This window comes from Pontivivens ytuae, assembly GCF_015679265.1.
GTDB classification, from domain to species: Bacteria; Pseudomonadota; Alphaproteobacteria; order Rhodobacterales; family Rhodobacteraceae; genus Pontivivens; species Pontivivens ytuae.
In genome coordinates this window covers 3,457,228-3,473,409 of the sequence record NZ_CP064942.1, presented here as the reverse complement: position 1 = coordinate 3,473,409, position 16,182 = coordinate 3,457,228, and the positions used below count along the sequence as shown (strand labels likewise).

Sequence of the window (16,182 nt, the reverse complement as noted above, 5' to 3'; positions counted from 1 at the left end):
CATCCGGAAACGACGCGGGAGGTCGCATTTCCGCACGACTGGCGCGGCATTTGAGCGCGAGAGTGGAGGGGTCAGCGACGGAGGTCCCCATGCTCGATCTGTCCACCCTCGCCCACGATCTCGACGCCGTGCGCCGCCCGGTGGAGGCGGCCCGCGGCCTGCCCTCGGCGCTCTACACCGATCCGGACGCGCTTGTGCTGGAGCGTGCGCGCATCTTCCACGCGGGCTGGACCTGCATCGGCTTCTGCAAGGACGTGCCCGCCCCCGGCGACGCGCGCCCCGTCGACCTGCTGGGGGCGCCGCTCCTGCTGCTGCGCGATCACGCGGGCGCCGTTCAGGTCTTCGAGAACGTGTGCCGCCACCGCGGGATGATCCTGGTGGAGGAGGCGCGCAATTTCGGCGGCGTGATCCGCTGCCCCTATCATTCGTGGTGCTACAGCCTCGACGGCGCGCTGCGCGCCACGCCGCACGTGGGCGGGCCGGGGATCAACCGGAGCGAGGCTCTGGATCCGGCGCAGACGGGGCTGACGCCGGTGCGCAGCGCGGTGTGGATGGACATGGTCTTCGTCAACATCTCGGGCGACGCGCCTGACTTCGCCGACTGGATCGCCCCGCTCGCCGCCCGCTGGGCCGACTTCGCGGACCGGCCGCTTCATGCGGGCCAGGGGTCGAGCTTCACGCTGGAGGTGGGCTGCAACTGGAAGCTGGCGGTGGAGAACTACTGCGAGAGCTACCACCTGCCCTGGGTCCATCCCGGCCTGAACGCCTATTCCCGGCTGGAGGATCACTACCATATCGAGGCGCCCGGCGCCTTTTCCGGTCAGGGGACGGAGGTCTACGCCCCCCGCCTGCACGACACGCTCGCCTTCCCGGATTTCGAGGGCCTGCCCGCGCGCTGGGACCGGGCGGCGGAGTACGTCTCGCTCTATCCCAACGTGATGCTGGGCGTGCACCGCGACCACGTCTTCGCCATCCGGCTCGACCCGGTGGCGGTGGACCGGACGGTGGAGCATGTGGAGATCTGGTACACCACCGAAGCCGCCGCGACCGGGGCGGAGCTGGCCGAGTTGCGGGCGCTCAACGCGGCGCAGTGGAAGGGCGTCTTCGTCGAGGATATCGGCGTGGTCGAGGGGATGCAGCGCGGTCGCCATGCGCCGCATTTCGATGGCGGACGCTTCTCCCCGGTGATGGACAGCCCCACCCACCTCTTCCACGCGTGGGTGGCGGAGCGGCTGGCGTGACGCCGCACGCTCTGGACGCGGAGATGCGGGCGCTACACCCGGACGGCGACCCGGCCCGCCGCGCGGCGCTGCACGAAGCGGCGGCGGAGCTGTCGAAGGATCCCGCCGCGCGCCGCTTCGAGCTGACCCACGCCTGGGTGCATGCCCTCGTTGCGGGCGAGCAGACGCGGGTGGTCGAGCTGGAACATCGGCTGCGCCGGCTCGGCGGCCTCTGACGCTCTCTCTTCTTCAAACATCCCCGCCGGAGGCGCAGGTATGCTACCCGCGCGCGATCTCCACTCCGAGCACCTGTTTGTAGGGCCGGTCGGGGCTGTAGATGATCGAGGGCCAGTCGGGGTTGTTGAGGCTGTCGGGGAAGTGCTGCGGCTCGACGGCGAAACCCTGGTAGCCCTCGGTCCTGAGCCCGTCATGGTGATCGACGTCGAAGCGGAAATGCCAGGTGTTGAAGACCTGGAGGCCCGGCTGATCGGTCCACATCCGCATCCGCACGTCGTTGGCGGGGTTGAGGAGCGTACAGCACTCGACCTCCGCCGGGCGGCCGTCGGCCAGCACCATGTTGATGTCGATGCCCTGCTCGTCCGGGTCCGCTTCGCGCGAGGAACGGGGCGTGCGGAAGTCGTAGCGCGTGCCCGCGACCGCCGCGATCTCCCCGGTGGGCAGCAGGGTGTCGTCGGTGGGCGTGAAGCGGTCGGCGGCAGCGTGGAAGACGTGATCGCGCACGCCGGTCGTTGCCCCCAGCGTGTAGTAGTTGTGCTGGGCGAGGTTGATCGGCGTGCGCCGGTCGGGCTGCCCTTCCATCGTCAGTGTCAGCCGCGGCCCGTCGAGCTCGAAAAGGGCGGAGAAGGCGACCTCGCCCGGATAGCCCATGTGGCCGTGCGGCGAGGTGTGGGTGAGGCGCACGGCGCGGTCGCCGTCGGGCTCCATCTCCCAGACGACCTTGCCGAGCCCCTCGCCGCCGCCATGCAGGTGGTGCGGCGGCTTCGCGACGTCGAGCTGGTGCGCGGTCCCGTCGAGGGTGAACCGGCCAAAGCCGGTGCGGTTCGCCACGCGGCCCGCGATCACGCCGTGGGCGCGGGACTGGGTCAGATATGTCTCGAAGTCGGGGAAGCCGAGCACCATGGCCTCGGCCACGCTGTCAATGCGCCAGTCGCGGATCGTGGCACCGTAGCTCAGGATGCTGACGCGGGCCGCGCCGCTGTCGAGGATGTGCTCATGGACGGGCGTGCCGTTGACGCTGCCGATCTGCTGCATGGGGGCCTCCTAGCGTGTGGTTCGCGACATGCGCCCGGCGCGCAGGCGGTCAAGCGGCGGATTTGCGTATTTGGACAAAGAAGAAGATCAGCCCTGACCCGCGATCGCGCGGATCTTGTCGAGCAGGGTGGTGTCCATCGTGATCCCGTCGCGGGCCGCGGCTTCGCGGGCGGCGAGGCGGCGGGTGCCGGGCAGGCGCGCGCCCTCCATCCCTTCGTAGAGGGCGGCAAGGGCCGTCATGCGGGCCGCGAAGGCGCCGCCTGAGAGGGGGCCGGGATCGAGGGCGATGATGCTCTGGCCGAGATCGGGCGGGCCACCTTCGTCGTCGAAGAGGGAGGAGGCCTCGGTGCCGAAGGCGGCGCCGGCGAGGGCCGCGGACATGACCTCGACCATCAGCGCGAGGGCCGCGCCCTTCGCGCCGCCCATCGGGGCGACGGTGCCTTTGAGGGCGGTGGCGGGATGCGTCGTCGGCTTGCCGTCGGGGCCGAGGGCCCAGCCTTCGGGAATGCTCTCCTTCCCAGCCTCGCGGGCGGCGAGGATCTTGCCGCGGGCGACGGTGGTGGTGGCCATGTCGATGACGAGCGGCGCAGGCTCCATCGGGGCGGCGAAGGCGATGGGGTTGGTACCGAGGAGGGCTTGCGTGGCGCCCCACGGGGCCATGGCCTTGGGCGCATTGCCATAGACGAAGGCGATCAGGCCCTGCTCGGCCAGCGTCTCGCAATGGTGGCCCGCGACGCCGAAATGGTGGGAGCGGTGGAGGGCGCAGGCGGCGATGCCCTGGGATTTCGCGCGCGCGGCGAGCTCCGGCAGGGCGAGGTCGTAAGCGGGGTAGGCAAAGCCGTAGCCCGCATCGACGCGGAAGAGGCCGGGGCGGATGTCCTCGATGGCCGGGACGGCGTGGCCCTTCACCTTTCCGGCGGCGGATTGCGCGGCGTAGGACGGGATGCGGGAGAGGCCGTGGCCGCCCTGCCCGTCGGCCTGCGCGCGGATCAGGGCGCGGGCGGTGCTGGCGGCGTTCTCGGGGCTCGTGTCGGCGGCGATCAAGGCGGCGGAGGCGAGGGCCTCGGCCTCGGCGAGCGTGAGGGTCTCGGTGGTCATGTGGCCTCGCTGCGGTTGGGCGGCTTTGGGGGGAGGCTTAGCGGGTCGGGGCGGTCGTGGCACCCCGTCTTGCTGTGTGGGTACATGTTTTGGGAGCGGCTGCCCCCTCCCCGGCCCTCCCCCGGATCGGGGGAGGGGGCGAAATGCGCCACCTTTGTTCTTAAGGCAGCGACCGGAACGGTTTGGCCTCCTCCCCCCGGCCGGGGGGAGGAAGGAGGAGGGGGGAGATCAGGCCGAGCGGTAGAGCTTCGTCATCACGAACTCGCGGTGGCCGAGCGCCTCCGCCGCCGTGGCGCGGCCGTTCGCCGTGCGCCGGATCATCTCGATCAGCGCATCGCCCGCCTGGTCGATGGTCATCTCGCGGGTCAGCACGCCGGTCACGTCCACGTCGATATGCTCGGACATGGTACGCAGCGTGCGCGGGTTGCCGGAGATCTTGATGACCGGAACGATCGGGTTGCCCACCACGTTGCCCTGCCCCGTGGGGAAGGTGTGGATGACGTAGCCCGCGGCGGCCATCAGCGTCACGCACTCCGCCGCCGCCGAGGACGTGTCCATGAAGTAGAGACCGGCCCCCTTCTCAGGCGCCTCCGCCGGGCCGAGCGCGTCGATATAGGTGCACTCGCGACCGATCTTCTCCAAATTGCCGAGGGCCTTTTCCTCGATGGTCGTGAGACCGCCGAGGATGTTGCCCTTGGTCGGCTGGCTGTCGGACAGGTCGTTGGTCTGGTGGGCGAAGATCACGTCGTCCTGGTAGGCCTGGAAGATCTTCATGAACTTCTCGGCCGCCTCGGGCGTCGCGGCACGCTTTTCGCAGATATGCTCGGCGCCCGTGATCTCGGAGGTCTCGCCGAAGACGCCGTAGAGCCCTTCGGGGATCAGCTTGTCGTACATGTTGCCGACGGTCGGGCAGGACGAGAGGCCGGTGGTCGTGTCGCTCTCCCCACACTTGGTGGAGACCCAGAGCTCGGTGAGCGCGCACTCCTCCTTCGGCAGTTCGGTCGCCCAGTGGACGAATTCCTTGGCCTTCCAGCTCGCGGCACGGATCGTCTCGAAATCGCCGTTCTGCTCGATGGAGAACTCCGCGACGGGCTTGCCGGTCTCGCGGATGCCGTCGGCGATGACCTTGGTCCATTCGGGCTCGATCCCGATGACGACCACGGCGGCGACGTTGGGGTTTGCGCCGGTGCCGATCATGGTGCGGAAGTGCAGGTCCAGATCCTCGCCGAATTGCAGGCGGCCATAGGCGTGGGGTAGCGCCATCGTGCCCTTCACGTTGTTGGCCACCGCCTCGCACGCCGCGTTCGAGATGTCGTCCACCGGCAGGATGATCACGTGGTTGCGCACGCCCACGCGGCCGTTCTCCCGCCGCCAGGCCGTCACACTCATGTTGCTCGCGTCAAACATGGCTTACCACCTCTTCGTCTTGCAATTGTGGGTATGGACATGGCCGCCGGTCTCGGCAGGGCCCACCATGCGGCCGATATCCTCGCCATATTTTATCACGGTATCGCCCTCGGTGAGATCCTTGAGTGCCACCTTGTGACCGATCGGGATATCGGCCTTGGCCGTGAGGCGGAAATCGCTGTTATCATGGGTGACGACGCAGAGCATGTCGGTGCCCGCGCTCAGGCCCTCGACGACGACGACGCCGACATTGTCGGCCGTGTCGTGGACAAGGAGATGGGGTTTCTGACTCATGGGCAGGTCCTCCGTGGAATGGGGCCGTCAAATGGGGCCATCTGCGGCTCTGTCGGCGGCTTGACGATGAGTCTTCTATAAGACATCTTCTAGAAGAGTTGCAAGGGAAGGCTGATGTCGGACGCACCGCTCTATCTTCAGGTCCGCGAGACCCTGATCTCGCGCATGGCGTCCGGGGCGCTGAAACCGGGCACGGCGCTGCCGTCGGAGTTCGCGCTGGCCGGGGAGCTGGGGGTGAGCCAGGGCACGGTGCGAAAAGCGCTCGACACGCTAGCGGCCGACAACCTGGTGCTGCGCCGCCAGGGCCGCGGGACCTTCGTGCCGGAGGCGACGACGGAGCGCGCGCTCTTCTCCTTCTTCCGGCTGACGGGGGAGAACGGGGAGAGCCTGATCCCCGAGCCCGTGACCGAGGAGATCCGCCACCGACCCGCCCCCGCACGCATTGCCGAGCGGCTGGGGCTGGAGAAGGGTGCGATCATGATCCGCATCCGGCGCACGCGGGCGCTGATGGGGCGGGTGGCGGCGCTGGAGGACATCTTCCTCGACCCCGCACTGTTGCCGATCGGTGAGGAGGACGGCCCGCTGCCCAACGCGCTCTACACCCACTACCAGCGCGCGCACGGGCTGTCGGTGACGCGGGCCGAGGACTTCATGCAGGCCGTCGGGGCGCCGGCGAAGGCGGCGAAGGCGCTGGGGCTGGCGGAGGGTGCACCCCTGCTGCTCGCCCGTCGCGACGCCTTCGACATCACCGACCGGGTCGTGGAGACGCGGGAGAGCTGGTTCCTGACCGAGGGCCTCGGCTACGGCGTGACGCTGCGCTGAGGGCGCGCCTGCGGCCACCGTCGGATCTTGCGTATTTCGGGAAAGATGAAAGCGGGGGCGTTGCGCTTCCGAGGCGGGCCGCGTCATATCGGGCGCGACAGGAGACAGACATGACCGACCGCCCGACCCAGTTGAAGCTCGCGCCCGAGACGCGCGCCGCCCAGGCGCTGCATTACATCCACCCGATGCATGGCGCGGTGGTGCCGGGGATCGAGCCCGCCTCGACCTTCGCCCGCGATGCGGATTACGCGCCGATGGGCGACGCGGTCTATGCGCGCGACGGCGGCCCCACGACGCAACATGCGGAGGCGGTTCTGGCTGACATGGAGGGGGCTGCGGCGGCCATGGCCTTCACCTCCGGCATGAGCGCGGTGGTCTGCCTCTTGGAGACGCTGGAGGCGGGCGATCACGTCGTCTGCCCGGTGGTCGGCTATCACGGGACGATCGGCTGGCTGCACCGGATGGCGGAGAAGCGGGGGGTAAAGGCCACCTTTTACGACGCGACGGAGCCGGGGGCGCTGGAGGCGGCGGTGACGCCGGGCACCAAGCTCGCGTGGATCGAGACGCCGACCAATCCGAACTGGGACGTGACCGATATCGCCCATGCGGCGGAGGTGGCCCATGCGGCGGGCGCGCTGCTTGCGGTAGACTGCACCGTGGCGCCGCCCTGCACGACGAAGGCGCTGGAGCTGGGGGCGGATATCGTCTTCCATTCCGCGACGAAGTACCTGAACGGGCATTCGGACATCACCGCGGGCGTGCTGGCGGTGACGGAGACGGGCGCGCTGTGGGACGAGATGCGGATGATCCGCACGCTGCAGGGCACTGCGCTCGCCGCCTTCGAGGCGTGGCTGCTGATCCGGGGGATGCGGACGCTGCACCTGCGCTTCGAACGGGCGTCGGAGAGTGCGCTCGCGATCGCGCGGCATTTCGAGGGGCATCCGGGGGTGGAGGCCGTGCTCTATCCGGGGCTCGAGAGCCATCCGGGCCACGAGATCGCGCGGCGCCAGATGACCGGCGGCTTCGGCGGGATGCTCTCGCTGCTGGCGCGGGACGAGGCGGCGGCACGGACGATCGCCACCTCGACGCAGGTGTTCCTGCCCGCAACCTCGCTGGGCGGGGTCGAAAGCCTGATCGAGCACCGGATCGCGGTGGAGGGGCCGCACTCGGTCGTGGCCCCCAACCTGCTGCGCCTCTCCGTCGGGATCGAGGCCGTGAGCGACCTGATCGCGGATCTGGAGCAGGCCATCGAGCGCGCCTCGTGAGCCTTCTTCTTTGTCCAAATACGCCCGCCGGAGGCGGTCCTGCCGCATGACCCTGCCGAGCTTCGCCCAGTCGCCCCGCGAGCCCGGGTTCGTGCAGGACCCCTACCCCGCTTATGCGGAGCTGCGCGCCCTCGGCCCGCTCGTCCGTTGGGAAGAACTCGACCTGATCGTCGCGCCGCGTCATGCGGAGGTCTCGGCCCTATTGCGTGACCGGCGGTTCGGGCGGGAGAACCCGTTTCCGCAACCCGTCCCGGAGCATCTGGAGCCGTTCTACGCTGTCGATCGCCTATCGATGCTGGAGCGGGAGCCGCCGGAGCATACGCGGCTGCGCGGGCTGGTGTTGCGCGCCTTCACCTCCCGCCGGATCGCGGCGCTAGGGCCGGAGATCGCAGCGCTTTCGCATGAGCTCATTGATGGGCTGTGCGATGGGGACGACCTGATCGCGCGGTTCTGCGAGCGGCTGCCGGTGATCGTGATCTGCCGCCTGCTCGGCGTGCCGGAGGAGAAGGCGGACGACCTGCTTGCCTGGTCGCATGCCATGGTCGCGATGTACCAGGTGCGCCGCGATGCGGAGGTGGAACGGCGGGCCGTCGAGGCGACGCAGGCATTCTCCGCCTACCTGCGCGACTACATCGAGCGGCGGCGGGCGGAGCCGCGCGACGATCTCATCAGCCACCTGATCGCGGCGGAGGCGGATGGCGACCGGCTGTCGCCCGAAGAGTTGATCGCCACCTGCATCCTGCTGCTCAACGCGGGGCACGAGGCGACGGTGCACGCGCTCGGCAATGGGGTGCGCACGCTGCTGAGCAAGGGGCTCTGGCGCCCGCATAATCCTGACACGCTGACCGAGGAGATCCTGCGCCACGACCCGCCGCTGCACCTCTTCACCCGCTACGCGATGGAGGACGTGGAGGTCGCGGGGCACCGCTTCGCCAAGGGGGAGCAGGTCGGGCTGCTGCTCGCCTCCGCCAATCGCGATCCGGCGGTCTTCGCCGATCCCGGCCGCTTCGATCCGGGGCGCGACGCGAAGGCGCAGGTGAGCTTCGGCGCGGGGCTGCATTTCTGCGTCGGCGCGCCGCTCGCGCGGCTGGAGATGGCGACGGCGCTGCCGATCCTGATCGAGCGGCTGCCGGAACTGGCGCTCGCCGCCCCGCCCACCTTCGCCGACCGCTGGCATTTCCGCGGGCTCGAGGCGCTGCGGGTGCACCTCTGACTCGCGAAATGCGCCAGAAGATTGCGCCGCCTTGCCGCGCCGCACAATTTCGTGACCCTTGATTGGCGGGCAAATCCGTCGCTCCCAGACAAGTGGATGTCGCAAATGCGCCGCGTTTTCCGCCGCGGGCTGTTGACCTTTGTCAGGAGATTTTCCTCAATGAGGGTGGGCACTGCACAAAAGATGAAAACGAAGCCCGCAGGGAACGGTGTCGCGAGAAGCATCAAACCGCTTCGAATGACCGAACGAGATTTCAGCCCGCCGTCTCGGCGCGCGGGCCCTATGGTCGGTTAGGGAGAACCAAATGACCAAGCAAACGCTGAACGACAAGCCTGTCCATGCGCGAGTCGCGGGCCTGGCGGAGGACGCGAAGTCCGGCAAGCTGGACCGCCGCGAGTTCCTCGCCATGGCGACCGCACTCGGCATGAGCACGGCCGGCGCCTACGCGATGCTGGGCACGAAGCCTGCCTTCGCGCAGGAGCGGTCAGGCGAGATGGGCGGCACGCTCCGCGCCTCGATGAACGTCATGCCGATCGACGATCCGCGCGTCTTCGACTGGTCCGAGAAGGGCAACGTCACGCGCCAGTTCTGCGAGAGCCTGGTGCGCTACACCCGCGACTTCACCTTCGAGCCGATGCTGCTGGAAAGCTGGGAGGCCAACGAGGACGCGACGGTCTACACGCTCAACGTCCGCCAGGGCGTGACCTGGAACAACGGCGACACCTTCACAGCCGAGGACGTGGCCCACAACATCACCCGCTGGTGCGAGCGCGATGTCGAGGGCAACTCGATGGCCGGCCGCATGGCGACGCTTATCGATGACGAGACCGGCCAGATCGCCGACGGCGTGCTGGAGATCGTGGACGACTACACCGTCCGCCTGACCCTGCCCACGCCCGACATCACGATCATTCCGGGCATGTCCGACTACCCGGCCCTGATCGTGCACCGCTCCTTCGACGGCAGCCAGCCGATCAGCGAGGTGCCGATTGGCACCGGCCCGTTCCTGCTGACCGACTTCCGCGTCGGCGACGTGGCCGTGGTCGAGAAGCGTGACCCGTCCGAGTACTGGGGCGAAGAGGTCTATCTCGATTCGATCGAGTTCTACGACTACGGCACCGACAAGTCGGCGGAGATCTCGGCCTACGAGGCGGAGGAGATCGACGTGAACTACCAGACCCAGTCGGAGTTCGTGGAGATCCTCGACGATCTGGGCCTGGTGAAGAACGAGGTCGCAACGGCGGCCACGATCTGTATCCGGATGAACGTCAACAACCCGCCCTACGACAAGAAGGAGGTGCGCAACGCGATCCAGCTCGCCGTGGACAACTCCGTGGTGCTCGAGCTCGGCCAGTCCGGCTTCGGCATCCCGGCGGAGAACCACCATGTCGGCCCGATGCACCCGGAATACGCGGAGCTGCCGCCGATCGGCCGGGACCCCGAGCGGGCCATGCAGATGCTGGAGGAAGCGGGCGAGGCCGACACCGAGTTCGAGATCATCTCGATCGACGGCGACTGGCGCACGATCACGACCGACGCGGTGGCCGCCCAGATGCGCGATGCCGGCATGAACGTGACGCGCACGGTGATCCCCGGCGCCACCTTCTGGAACGACTGGACGAAGTACCCGTTCTCCTCAACCAACTGGAACCAGCGTCCGCTGGGCGTCCAGGTGCTCGCGCTTGCCTACCGCTCCGGCGAGGCGTGGAACGAGAGCGGCTATGCCAACCCCGAGTTCGACGAGAAGCTGAACCAGGCGCTCGAGATCCCGGACGCGGATGCGCGGCGTGAGCTGATGGCGGAGATCCAGGCGATCCTCCAGGACTCCGGCGTGATCATCCAGCCCTACTGGCGCTCGCTCTTCAACCACACGACGGACCGCGTGCAGGGCTACGGCATGCACCCGACCTTCGAGATGTACTTCAACGACACCTGGCTCGGCTGAACCGCGCCATGCGATTGCCGCGTCCCTCACCAGGGGCGCGGCCACACCCATAGAACGCCACCAGCGACAGGACTTACATGCTGATCTTCATCCTTCGACGCCTCGGCGTGATGCTGCTGACCATGTTCGCCCTGACGCTTGTCGTCTTCTATCTCACGAACCTCGAACCCAACCTGATCAAGCTCGCCCTGTCCGAGGGCAACATGCGCATGACGCAGGAGGAGGTTCAGCTCTGGCTGGAGAACCGCGGCTACACGCGGCCTTTCCTCGAACGCTATTTCGACTGGCTGCTCGGCGTGGTGCAGGGCGATTTCGGCCAGTCCACCCGCTTCAACGAGGATGTGGGCGTGCTGCTGGGCGAACGGCTCAAGGCCACCGGCGCGCTGATGTTCTGGGTGATGATCGTGATGGTCCCCTCCGCCCTGCTGGTGGGCGTGCTTGCGGGCATGCGGGAGGGATCGCGCACGGACCGGTCGCTGTCGTTCTTCGCGATCTCGTCCACGGCAACGCCGGAATACGTGTCGGGCATCATCTTCACGGTGATCTTCGCGAGCCTTTTCCGGGAGTGGTTCGGCGATTTCCACCTGAACGGCTCGGCCGCCTCGGCCACGGGGCGCAATGGGCTCAACATCACCTTCTACAATTTCACCCTGCCGGTCATCACCATGGCGTTCTACGGCATGGGCTACATCGCGCGGATGACGCGGGCCTCGATGGCGGAGGTCATGACGGCGCAGTACATCCGCACCGCGCGGCTGAAGGGCGTGGCGTTCCGGACCATCGTGATCCGCCATGCGCTCCGCAATGCGCTGATCGCGCCCTTCACCGTCATCATGCTGCAGTTCCCCTGGCTGCTGACCGGCGTCGTGATCGTGGAGAGCATGTTCAACTACAAGGGCTTCGGCCTCGCGCTGGTGCAGGCGGCGGAGAACAACGACATCGACCTCCTGCTCGCCTGCTCGATCGTGTCGGTGGCCGTGGTGCTGATCACGCAGCTCATCTCCGACATCGGCTATGTCTATCTCAACCCGCGCATCCGCGTGAAGTAAGGCGGAGGGCGCAATGGAAGACGTCATCGGTTTCGGAAGCATCTTCGCGCGCGCGGGCGTCCTGCTCTGGCCCGTCTGGCTGGCGCTGGCGGTGGTGATGGGCACGAGCTTCGTGGTGCGCAAGCGGCTGGGGCTCTACGGTCAGCTCTACGATAGCTGGGTGGGGATCCTGGGGCTGTTCCTGATCTTCTTCTGGGTCTTCACGGCGCTGCTGGCGGATGTGGTCGCCCCGTTCGATGCGACGCAGACCGTGATCTCGGGCATGAAGAACGCGGTGCCCGGCACCCCGACGCCGGAGGGGGAGGCCTACGGCTACTACCTCTTCGGCGGGGACACGCTGGCGCGCGACGTGTTCTCGCGCCTGCTCAAGGGCTCCCAGACGGTGTTGGCGATCGCGCCGGCGGCAACGATCTTCGCCTTCATGGTGGGGATCACGCTGGGCCTGCCGGCGGGCTTCTACGGCGGGCGCGTCGATACGGTGCTCACCTTCCTCGCCAATCTCGTGCTCGCGTTTCCGGTGATCCTGCTCTTCTACCTCCTGGTCACGCCGGGCATTCGGGAGACGCCGATCCCGGTTGCGATGGCCGCGATCCTGTTCCTGTTCCCGATCATCTTCTTCGTGATGTTCTTCTACTCGCGCTATGCGACGCGGCCGGACATCCTGTGGATCCAGCTTGCCTGCGTCATCGGCTTCGGCGGATGGATCTATGCAGGGCTCGCGTTCAACGCGGATCCATTGGGCATCTTCTCGATGGATCCCAATACGCTGAACATCTTCGTCTCGGTCGTGTTCGTGAACTCGCCCACGGTGTTCCGCATCGTCCGGGGCCTGACCATGGACATCAAGACGCGGGACTACGTGGCCGCGGCCCAGACGCGGGGCGAGCGGCCCTGGTACATCATGCTGTGGGAGATCCTGCCCAATGCGCGCGGGCCGCTGATCGTCGATCTTTGCCTGCGCATCGGCTACACCACGATCCTTCTGGGCACGCTGGGCTATTTCGGCCTCGGCGTCTCGCCCGAGAGCCCGGACTGGGGCCTCTCGATCAACGAGGGCCGCAAGGTCTGGCGCTCGGTCGAGCACATCGCCCTGCCCCCCGCACTGGCACTGATGAGCCTGGTGCTGGGGCTGAACCTGCTGGCGGACTCGCTTCGTGAGCAATCATTGAAGGACTGACGCCATGTTCCGTGCATTCAGAGAAAGCGACGAGGGTCTGGTCGAGATCGAGATGCTCCAGCTCTACTTCGACCGAAAGGGCCTCGAGCAGTTCGCGGAGTTCGCCGCCGAGGCATCCAGGGAATTCGATCATGTTCGAGACAAGATGCTCAACCACGTGCATTTCCGAGACATCATGGATACACGGGAATACTACCGCGAGCAGTCCGACGTGATCTCGAAGGACATCCTGATCCGCACGCTTCCCGATGCGCCTGCAAAACCCGAAGAGGGCGGATCATGACCAAATGGGACTATGACGGCCCCGTCCTCGAGATCGAGAACCTCTCCATCTCCTTCTTCACTCGTGCGGGGGAGATCCCGGCGGTCATGGATTTCTCCTGTACGGTCCAGCCGGGCGAGGCGATGGGGCTGGTGGGCGAGAGCGGCTGCGGCAAGTCGACGGTCGCGCTCGGCGTCATGCAGGACCTCGGCGTCAACGGGCGCATCGTCGGCGGCTCGATCAAGTTCAAGGGCCGCGACCTCGGCCAGATGACGTCGGAGGAACTGCGCGACATCCGCGGCTCCGAGATCGCGATGATCTACCAGGAGCCCATGGCCTCGCTGAACCCGGCGATGAAGATCGGCAAGCAGCTCATGGAAGTGCCGATGATCCACGAGGGCGTCTCGAAAGACGCGGCGTGGAAGATGGCGCTGGAGGTGGTGGAGGCCGTGCGCCTGCCGGACCCGGAGCGGATGCTGCGCTCCTACCCGCACCAGCTTTCGGGCGGGCAGCAGCAGCGCATCGTCATCGCCATGGCGCTGATGTCGAAGCCGAGCCTGCTGATCCTCGACGAGCCGACCACGGCGCTCGACGTGACGGTGGAGGCCGGGATCGTCGATCTGGTGAAGGACCTCGGCGAGAAGTTCGGCACCTCGATGCTTTTCATCTCCCACAATCTGGGCCTGGTGCTGGAGACCTGCGACCGGCTCTGCGTGATGTATTCCGGCGAGGCGGTGGAGACGGGCTCCATCGCGGATGTCTTCGACAAGATGCGGCATCCCTATACCCAGGGCCTCTTCCGCTCGATCCCGCTGCCGGGCGCGGACAAGAACGCGCGGCCGCTCATCGCGATCCCCGGCAACTTCCCCCTGCCCCACGAGCGTCCGCCGGGTTGCAATTTCGGGCCGCGCTGCGACTATTTCGAGGCCGGGCGCTGCGACGCACAGGCGATCCCGATGGACACGGTGCCCGACGCCGACCGGCACGAGACGCGCTGCCTGCGCTGGCAGGAGATCGACTGGGCCGCGAAACCCGAGGGCGCGGTGGAGAGCGAGGGGGCGACCTCCGGCGACGTGGTCCTCAAGGTCGACGGGCTCAGGAAGTACTACGAGGTCGCCGCCAACAAGATGTTCGGCGGCGGCGAGCTGCGCGTGGTGAAGGCCAACGAGACGGTGAGCTTCGAGGCGAAGGAGGGCGAGACGCTCGCCATCGTCGGCGAGAGCGGCTGCGGCAAGTCCACGCTGGCCAAGGTGCTCCTGGGGCTGGAGACGGCGACGGATGGCGAGGTGGTGCTCGGCAACAAGCCGATCGGCGATACGGAGATCGAGCGGCGGGACGTGAAGACCATCTCCGACGTGCAGATGGTCTTCCAGAACCCCTTCGACACGCTCAACCCTTCCCACACAATCGGCAACCAGATCGTGCGCGTGCTGGAGAAGTTCGGCATCGGGGAGACGGTGGCCGAACGCGAGCAGAAGATGCTGGAGCTGCTCGACCTCGTGAAGCTGCCCCGTGCCTTCGCCACCCGCAAGCCGCGCCAGCTTTCGGGCGGGCAGAAGCAGAGGATCGGCATCGCCCGGGCCTTTGCCGGGACGCCCAAGGTGGTGGTGGCCGACGAGCCGGTCTCCGCCCTCGATGTGAGCGTGCAGGCGGCGGTCACGCAGCTTCTGACCGACATCCAGAACGAGAACCGCACGACGATGCTGTTCATCAGCCATGACCTCTCGATCGTGCGCTACCTCGCCGACCGGGTGCTGGTCATGTATCTGGGCCACGTGGTGGAGATCGGGACGACCGAGCAGGTATTCGCGCCCCCCTACCACCCCTATACCGAGGCGCTGCTCTCGGCCGTGCCCATCGCCGACACGCGGGTGGAGAAGAAGCGGATCGTGCTGGAGGGCGACATCCCCTCGGCGATGAACCCGCCCTCGGGCTGCCCGTTCCAGACCCGCTGCCGCTGGAAATCGGAGGTGCCGGGCGATCTCTGCGAGACCGAGGTGCCGCCGATGCGCGACCTCGCCGCCGGGCACCAGGTGAAATGCCACCTGGCGCAGGAGATCCTCGACCGGATGGAGCCGGTGATCGAGATCCACGCCGCCGAATAGGCGGGCCCTCCGGGGGCCGCTTCGCGGGAGGATATTTGGACAAGGTGGAAGGGGCGGGCCTGCGCCTTTCGGCTTCGCGTCAATATCCCCGCCGGTGGCGGCGCCCCGGACTGATCTGGATCAACACGGCCCCTCACCGAATCGCTGCAGGCTCGCGGGCAACGTCACGCAGGACGAGGCCCCCCAATGACCGAGATGAAAGCCGAACGGCCCGCTGCGGCCGTCGACACATCGCTGATCGAGGTGCGCGACCTGTCGCTGTGGTATGGCGAGAAGCAGGCGCTCGACCGGGTGAGCTTCGACCTCTACCGCACGGGCTGCCTCGCCTTCATCGGGCCGTCGGGCTGCGGGAAGACGACGGCGCTTAAATGTCTCAACCGGATGCATGACGAGGTGCGCGACGTGCGGATCACCGGCAGCATCCGGCTGGAGGGGCACGACATCCACGCCCGCTCCGTCGATCCGCCGCTTTTGCGCCGGCGCTTCGGCTGGGTCGCGCAGAAGCCGAACCCCTTCACCTCGACGATCTACGAGAACGTAGCCTATGGCGCGCGGCTCCACGGCGTAGCGCGGCCGGGGGCGGAGCTCGACGCCCTGGTGCGGCACTGCCTGGAGGAGGCCGACCTCTGGGACGAGGTGAAGGATCGCCTGCACCGGATGCACGGGACGGAGCTGTCGGGCGGGCAGCAGCAGCGGCTCTGCATCGCGCGGGCACTGTCGACCCAGCCGGATGTGCTGCTGATGGATGAGCCGACCGGCTCCATCGATCCGATCTCGACCGGGCATGTGGAGGATCTGATCCTGCGGCTGAAGGCGCGGATGGCGATCATCGTGGTCACCCATGCGATGGAGCAGGCGAAACGGGTGGCGGACCGGACGGCCTTCTTCCATCTGGGGCGGTTGCGGGAGCTGGGGCGGACGGCGCGGGTCTTTTCCAATCCGCACGATCCGGCCTGCGCGGCGTTCATCGCGGGGAAATACGGCTGATCCGCCGGGGATCGCGCCGAAGGCGCGCATTGATTTCGGGGTGCTGCGCGCCGGAGGCGCGCCCGG

Annotated in this window: 15 protein-coding genes; 11 read left to right on the top strand and 4 right to left on the bottom strand. The window is 67.7% G+C overall.

From position 1 onward, the window contains the following. The first annotated feature begins 89 nt into the window (after positions 1 to 89). Both I0K15_RS17280 and I0K15_RS17275 read left to right on the top strand, forming a co-directional pair. A complete protein-coding gene (locus tag I0K15_RS17280; RefSeq protein ID WP_196102724.1) occupies positions 90 to 1,241 on the top strand; it encodes an aromatic ring-hydroxylating oxygenase subunit alpha in 1,152 nt (383 codons plus the stop codon). Next, positions 1,238 to 1,456 (top strand): hypothetical protein, encoded by a 219-nt coding sequence (locus I0K15_RS17275; RefSeq protein WP_196102723.1) that lies wholly within the window; start codon positions 1,238 to 1,240, stop codon positions 1,454 to 1,456. Before I0K15_RS17280 ends, I0K15_RS17275 begins: the two co-directional genes overlap by 4 nt. A 43-nt stretch (positions 1,457 to 1,499) precedes the next feature. On the opposite strand, the gene I0K15_RS17270 is transcribed toward I0K15_RS17275, so the two are convergent. From I0K15_RS17270 to I0K15_RS17255, 4 genes are all read right to left on the bottom strand, one after another. After that, positions 1,500 to 2,492, bottom strand: coding sequence for an aldose epimerase family protein (locus I0K15_RS17270; protein WP_196102722.1), 993 nt, complete (start codon positions 2,490 to 2,492; stop codon positions 1,500 to 1,502). 87 nt (positions 2,493 to 2,579) lie between these two features. Next, a complete protein-coding gene (locus I0K15_RS17265) occupies positions 2,580 to 3,590 on the bottom strand; it encodes an Ldh family oxidoreductase (protein WP_196102721.1) in 1,011 nt (336 codons plus the stop codon). A gap of 228 nt (positions 3,591 to 3,818) precedes the next feature. Then, entirely contained in the window at positions 3,819 to 4,997 is a 1,179-nt protein-coding gene (locus tag I0K15_RS17260) for a UxaA family hydrolase (RefSeq protein WP_230374168.1), read from the bottom strand. Positions 4,998 to 5,000: 3 nt separating this feature from the next. Then, entirely contained in the window at positions 5,001 to 5,291 is a 291-nt protein-coding gene (locus I0K15_RS17255) for a UxaA family hydrolase (RefSeq protein ID WP_196102720.1), read from the bottom strand. 114 nt (positions 5,292 to 5,405) lie between these two features. Between I0K15_RS17255 and I0K15_RS17250 the strand changes: the two genes are divergently transcribed. From I0K15_RS17250 to I0K15_RS17210, 9 genes are all read left to right on the top strand, one after another. Continuing rightward, positions 5,406 to 6,113 (top strand): GntR family transcriptional regulator, encoded by a 708-nt coding sequence (locus I0K15_RS17250; protein WP_196102719.1) that lies wholly within the window; start codon positions 5,406 to 5,408, stop codon positions 6,111 to 6,113. Between the two features lie 110 nt (positions 6,114 to 6,223). After that, positions 6,224 to 7,378, top strand: a complete 1,155-nt coding sequence (locus I0K15_RS17245) for a trans-sulfuration enzyme family protein (protein WP_196102718.1) — start codon at positions 6,224 to 6,226, stop codon at positions 7,376 to 7,378. A gap of 52 nt (positions 7,379 to 7,430) precedes the next feature. Next, positions 7,431 to 8,591, top strand: coding sequence for a cytochrome P450 (locus I0K15_RS17240; RefSeq protein WP_196105512.1), 1,161 nt, complete (start codon positions 7,431 to 7,433; stop codon positions 8,589 to 8,591). Positions 8,592 to 8,895: 304 nt separating this feature from the next. Beyond that, the gene (locus I0K15_RS17235; protein ID WP_196102717.1) at positions 8,896 to 10,536 is read left to right on the top strand and encodes an ABC transporter substrate-binding protein; all 1,641 of its coding nucleotides are present in this window, start codon (positions 8,896 to 8,898) and stop codon (positions 10,534 to 10,536) included. Between the two features lie 77 nt (positions 10,537 to 10,613). Next, positions 10,614 to 11,585 (top strand): ABC transporter permease, encoded by a 972-nt coding sequence (locus I0K15_RS17230; protein WP_196102716.1) that lies wholly within the window; start codon positions 10,614 to 10,616, stop codon positions 11,583 to 11,585. Between the two features lie 13 nt (positions 11,586 to 11,598). After that, positions 11,599 to 12,762, top strand: a complete 1,164-nt coding sequence (locus I0K15_RS17225; protein WP_196102715.1) for an ABC transporter permease — start codon at positions 11,599 to 11,601, stop codon at positions 12,760 to 12,762. Between the two features lie 4 nt (positions 12,763 to 12,766). Next, positions 12,767 to 13,045, top strand: coding sequence for a hypothetical protein (locus I0K15_RS17220; protein WP_196102714.1), 279 nt, complete (start codon positions 12,767 to 12,769; stop codon positions 13,043 to 13,045). Beyond that, positions 13,042 to 15,129: a dipeptide ABC transporter ATP-binding protein gene (locus I0K15_RS17215; protein WP_196102713.1), complete on the top strand. Its 2,088-nt coding sequence runs from the start codon at positions 13,042 to 13,044 to the stop codon at positions 15,127 to 15,129. The genes I0K15_RS17220 and I0K15_RS17215 overlap by 4 nt, the downstream gene beginning before the upstream one ends. A gap of 186 nt (positions 15,130 to 15,315) precedes the next feature. Further along, on the top strand, positions 15,316 to 16,116 hold the full coding sequence (locus I0K15_RS17210; protein WP_230374167.1) for a phosphate ABC transporter ATP-binding protein: 801 nt from the start codon (positions 15,316 to 15,318) through the stop codon (positions 16,114 to 16,116). Positions 16,117 to 16,182 lie beyond the last annotated feature (66 nt).

What these genes read in the sequence shown, in the direction of transcription:
- I0K15_RS17280 (WP_196102724.1), top strand. Translation starts at nt 90, where the DNA reads ATGCTCGATCTGTCCACCCTCGCCCACGATCTCGACGCCGTGCGCCGC.
- I0K15_RS17270 (WP_196102722.1), bottom strand. Translation starts at nt 2,492, where the DNA reads ATGCAGCAGATCGGCAGCGTCAACGGCACGCCCGTCCATGAGCACATC.
- I0K15_RS17265 (WP_196102721.1), bottom strand. Translation starts at nt 3,590, where the DNA reads ATGACCACCGAGACCCTCACGCTCGCCGAGGCCGAGGCCCTCGCCTCC.
- I0K15_RS17260 (WP_230374168.1), bottom strand. Translation starts at nt 4,997, where the DNA reads ATGTTTGACGCGAGCAACATGAGTGTGACGGCCTGGCGGCGGGAGAAC.
- I0K15_RS17255 (WP_196102720.1), bottom strand. Translation starts at nt 5,291, where the DNA reads ATGAGTCAGAAACCCCATCTCCTTGTCCACGACACGGCCGACAATGTC.
- I0K15_RS17250 (WP_196102719.1), top strand. Translation starts at nt 5,406, where the DNA reads ATGTCGGACGCACCGCTCTATCTTCAGGTCCGCGAGACCCTGATCTCG.
- I0K15_RS17245 (WP_196102718.1), top strand. Translation starts at nt 6,224, where the DNA reads ATGACCGACCGCCCGACCCAGTTGAAGCTCGCGCCCGAGACGCGCGCC.
- I0K15_RS17235 (WP_196102717.1), top strand. Translation starts at nt 8,896, where the DNA reads ATGACCAAGCAAACGCTGAACGACAAGCCTGTCCATGCGCGAGTCGCG.
- I0K15_RS17230 (WP_196102716.1), top strand. Translation starts at nt 10,614, where the DNA reads ATGCTGATCTTCATCCTTCGACGCCTCGGCGTGATGCTGCTGACCATG.
- I0K15_RS17225 (WP_196102715.1), top strand. Translation starts at nt 11,599, where the DNA reads ATGGAAGACGTCATCGGTTTCGGAAGCATCTTCGCGCGCGCGGGCGTC.
- I0K15_RS17220 (WP_196102714.1), top strand. Translation starts at nt 12,767, where the DNA reads ATGTTCCGTGCATTCAGAGAAAGCGACGAGGGTCTGGTCGAGATCGAG.
- I0K15_RS17215 (WP_196102713.1), top strand. Translation starts at nt 13,042, where the DNA reads ATGACCAAATGGGACTATGACGGCCCCGTCCTCGAGATCGAGAACCTC.
- I0K15_RS17210 (WP_230374167.1), top strand. Translation starts at nt 15,316, where the DNA reads ATGACCGAGATGAAAGCCGAACGGCCCGCTGCGGCCGTCGACACATCG.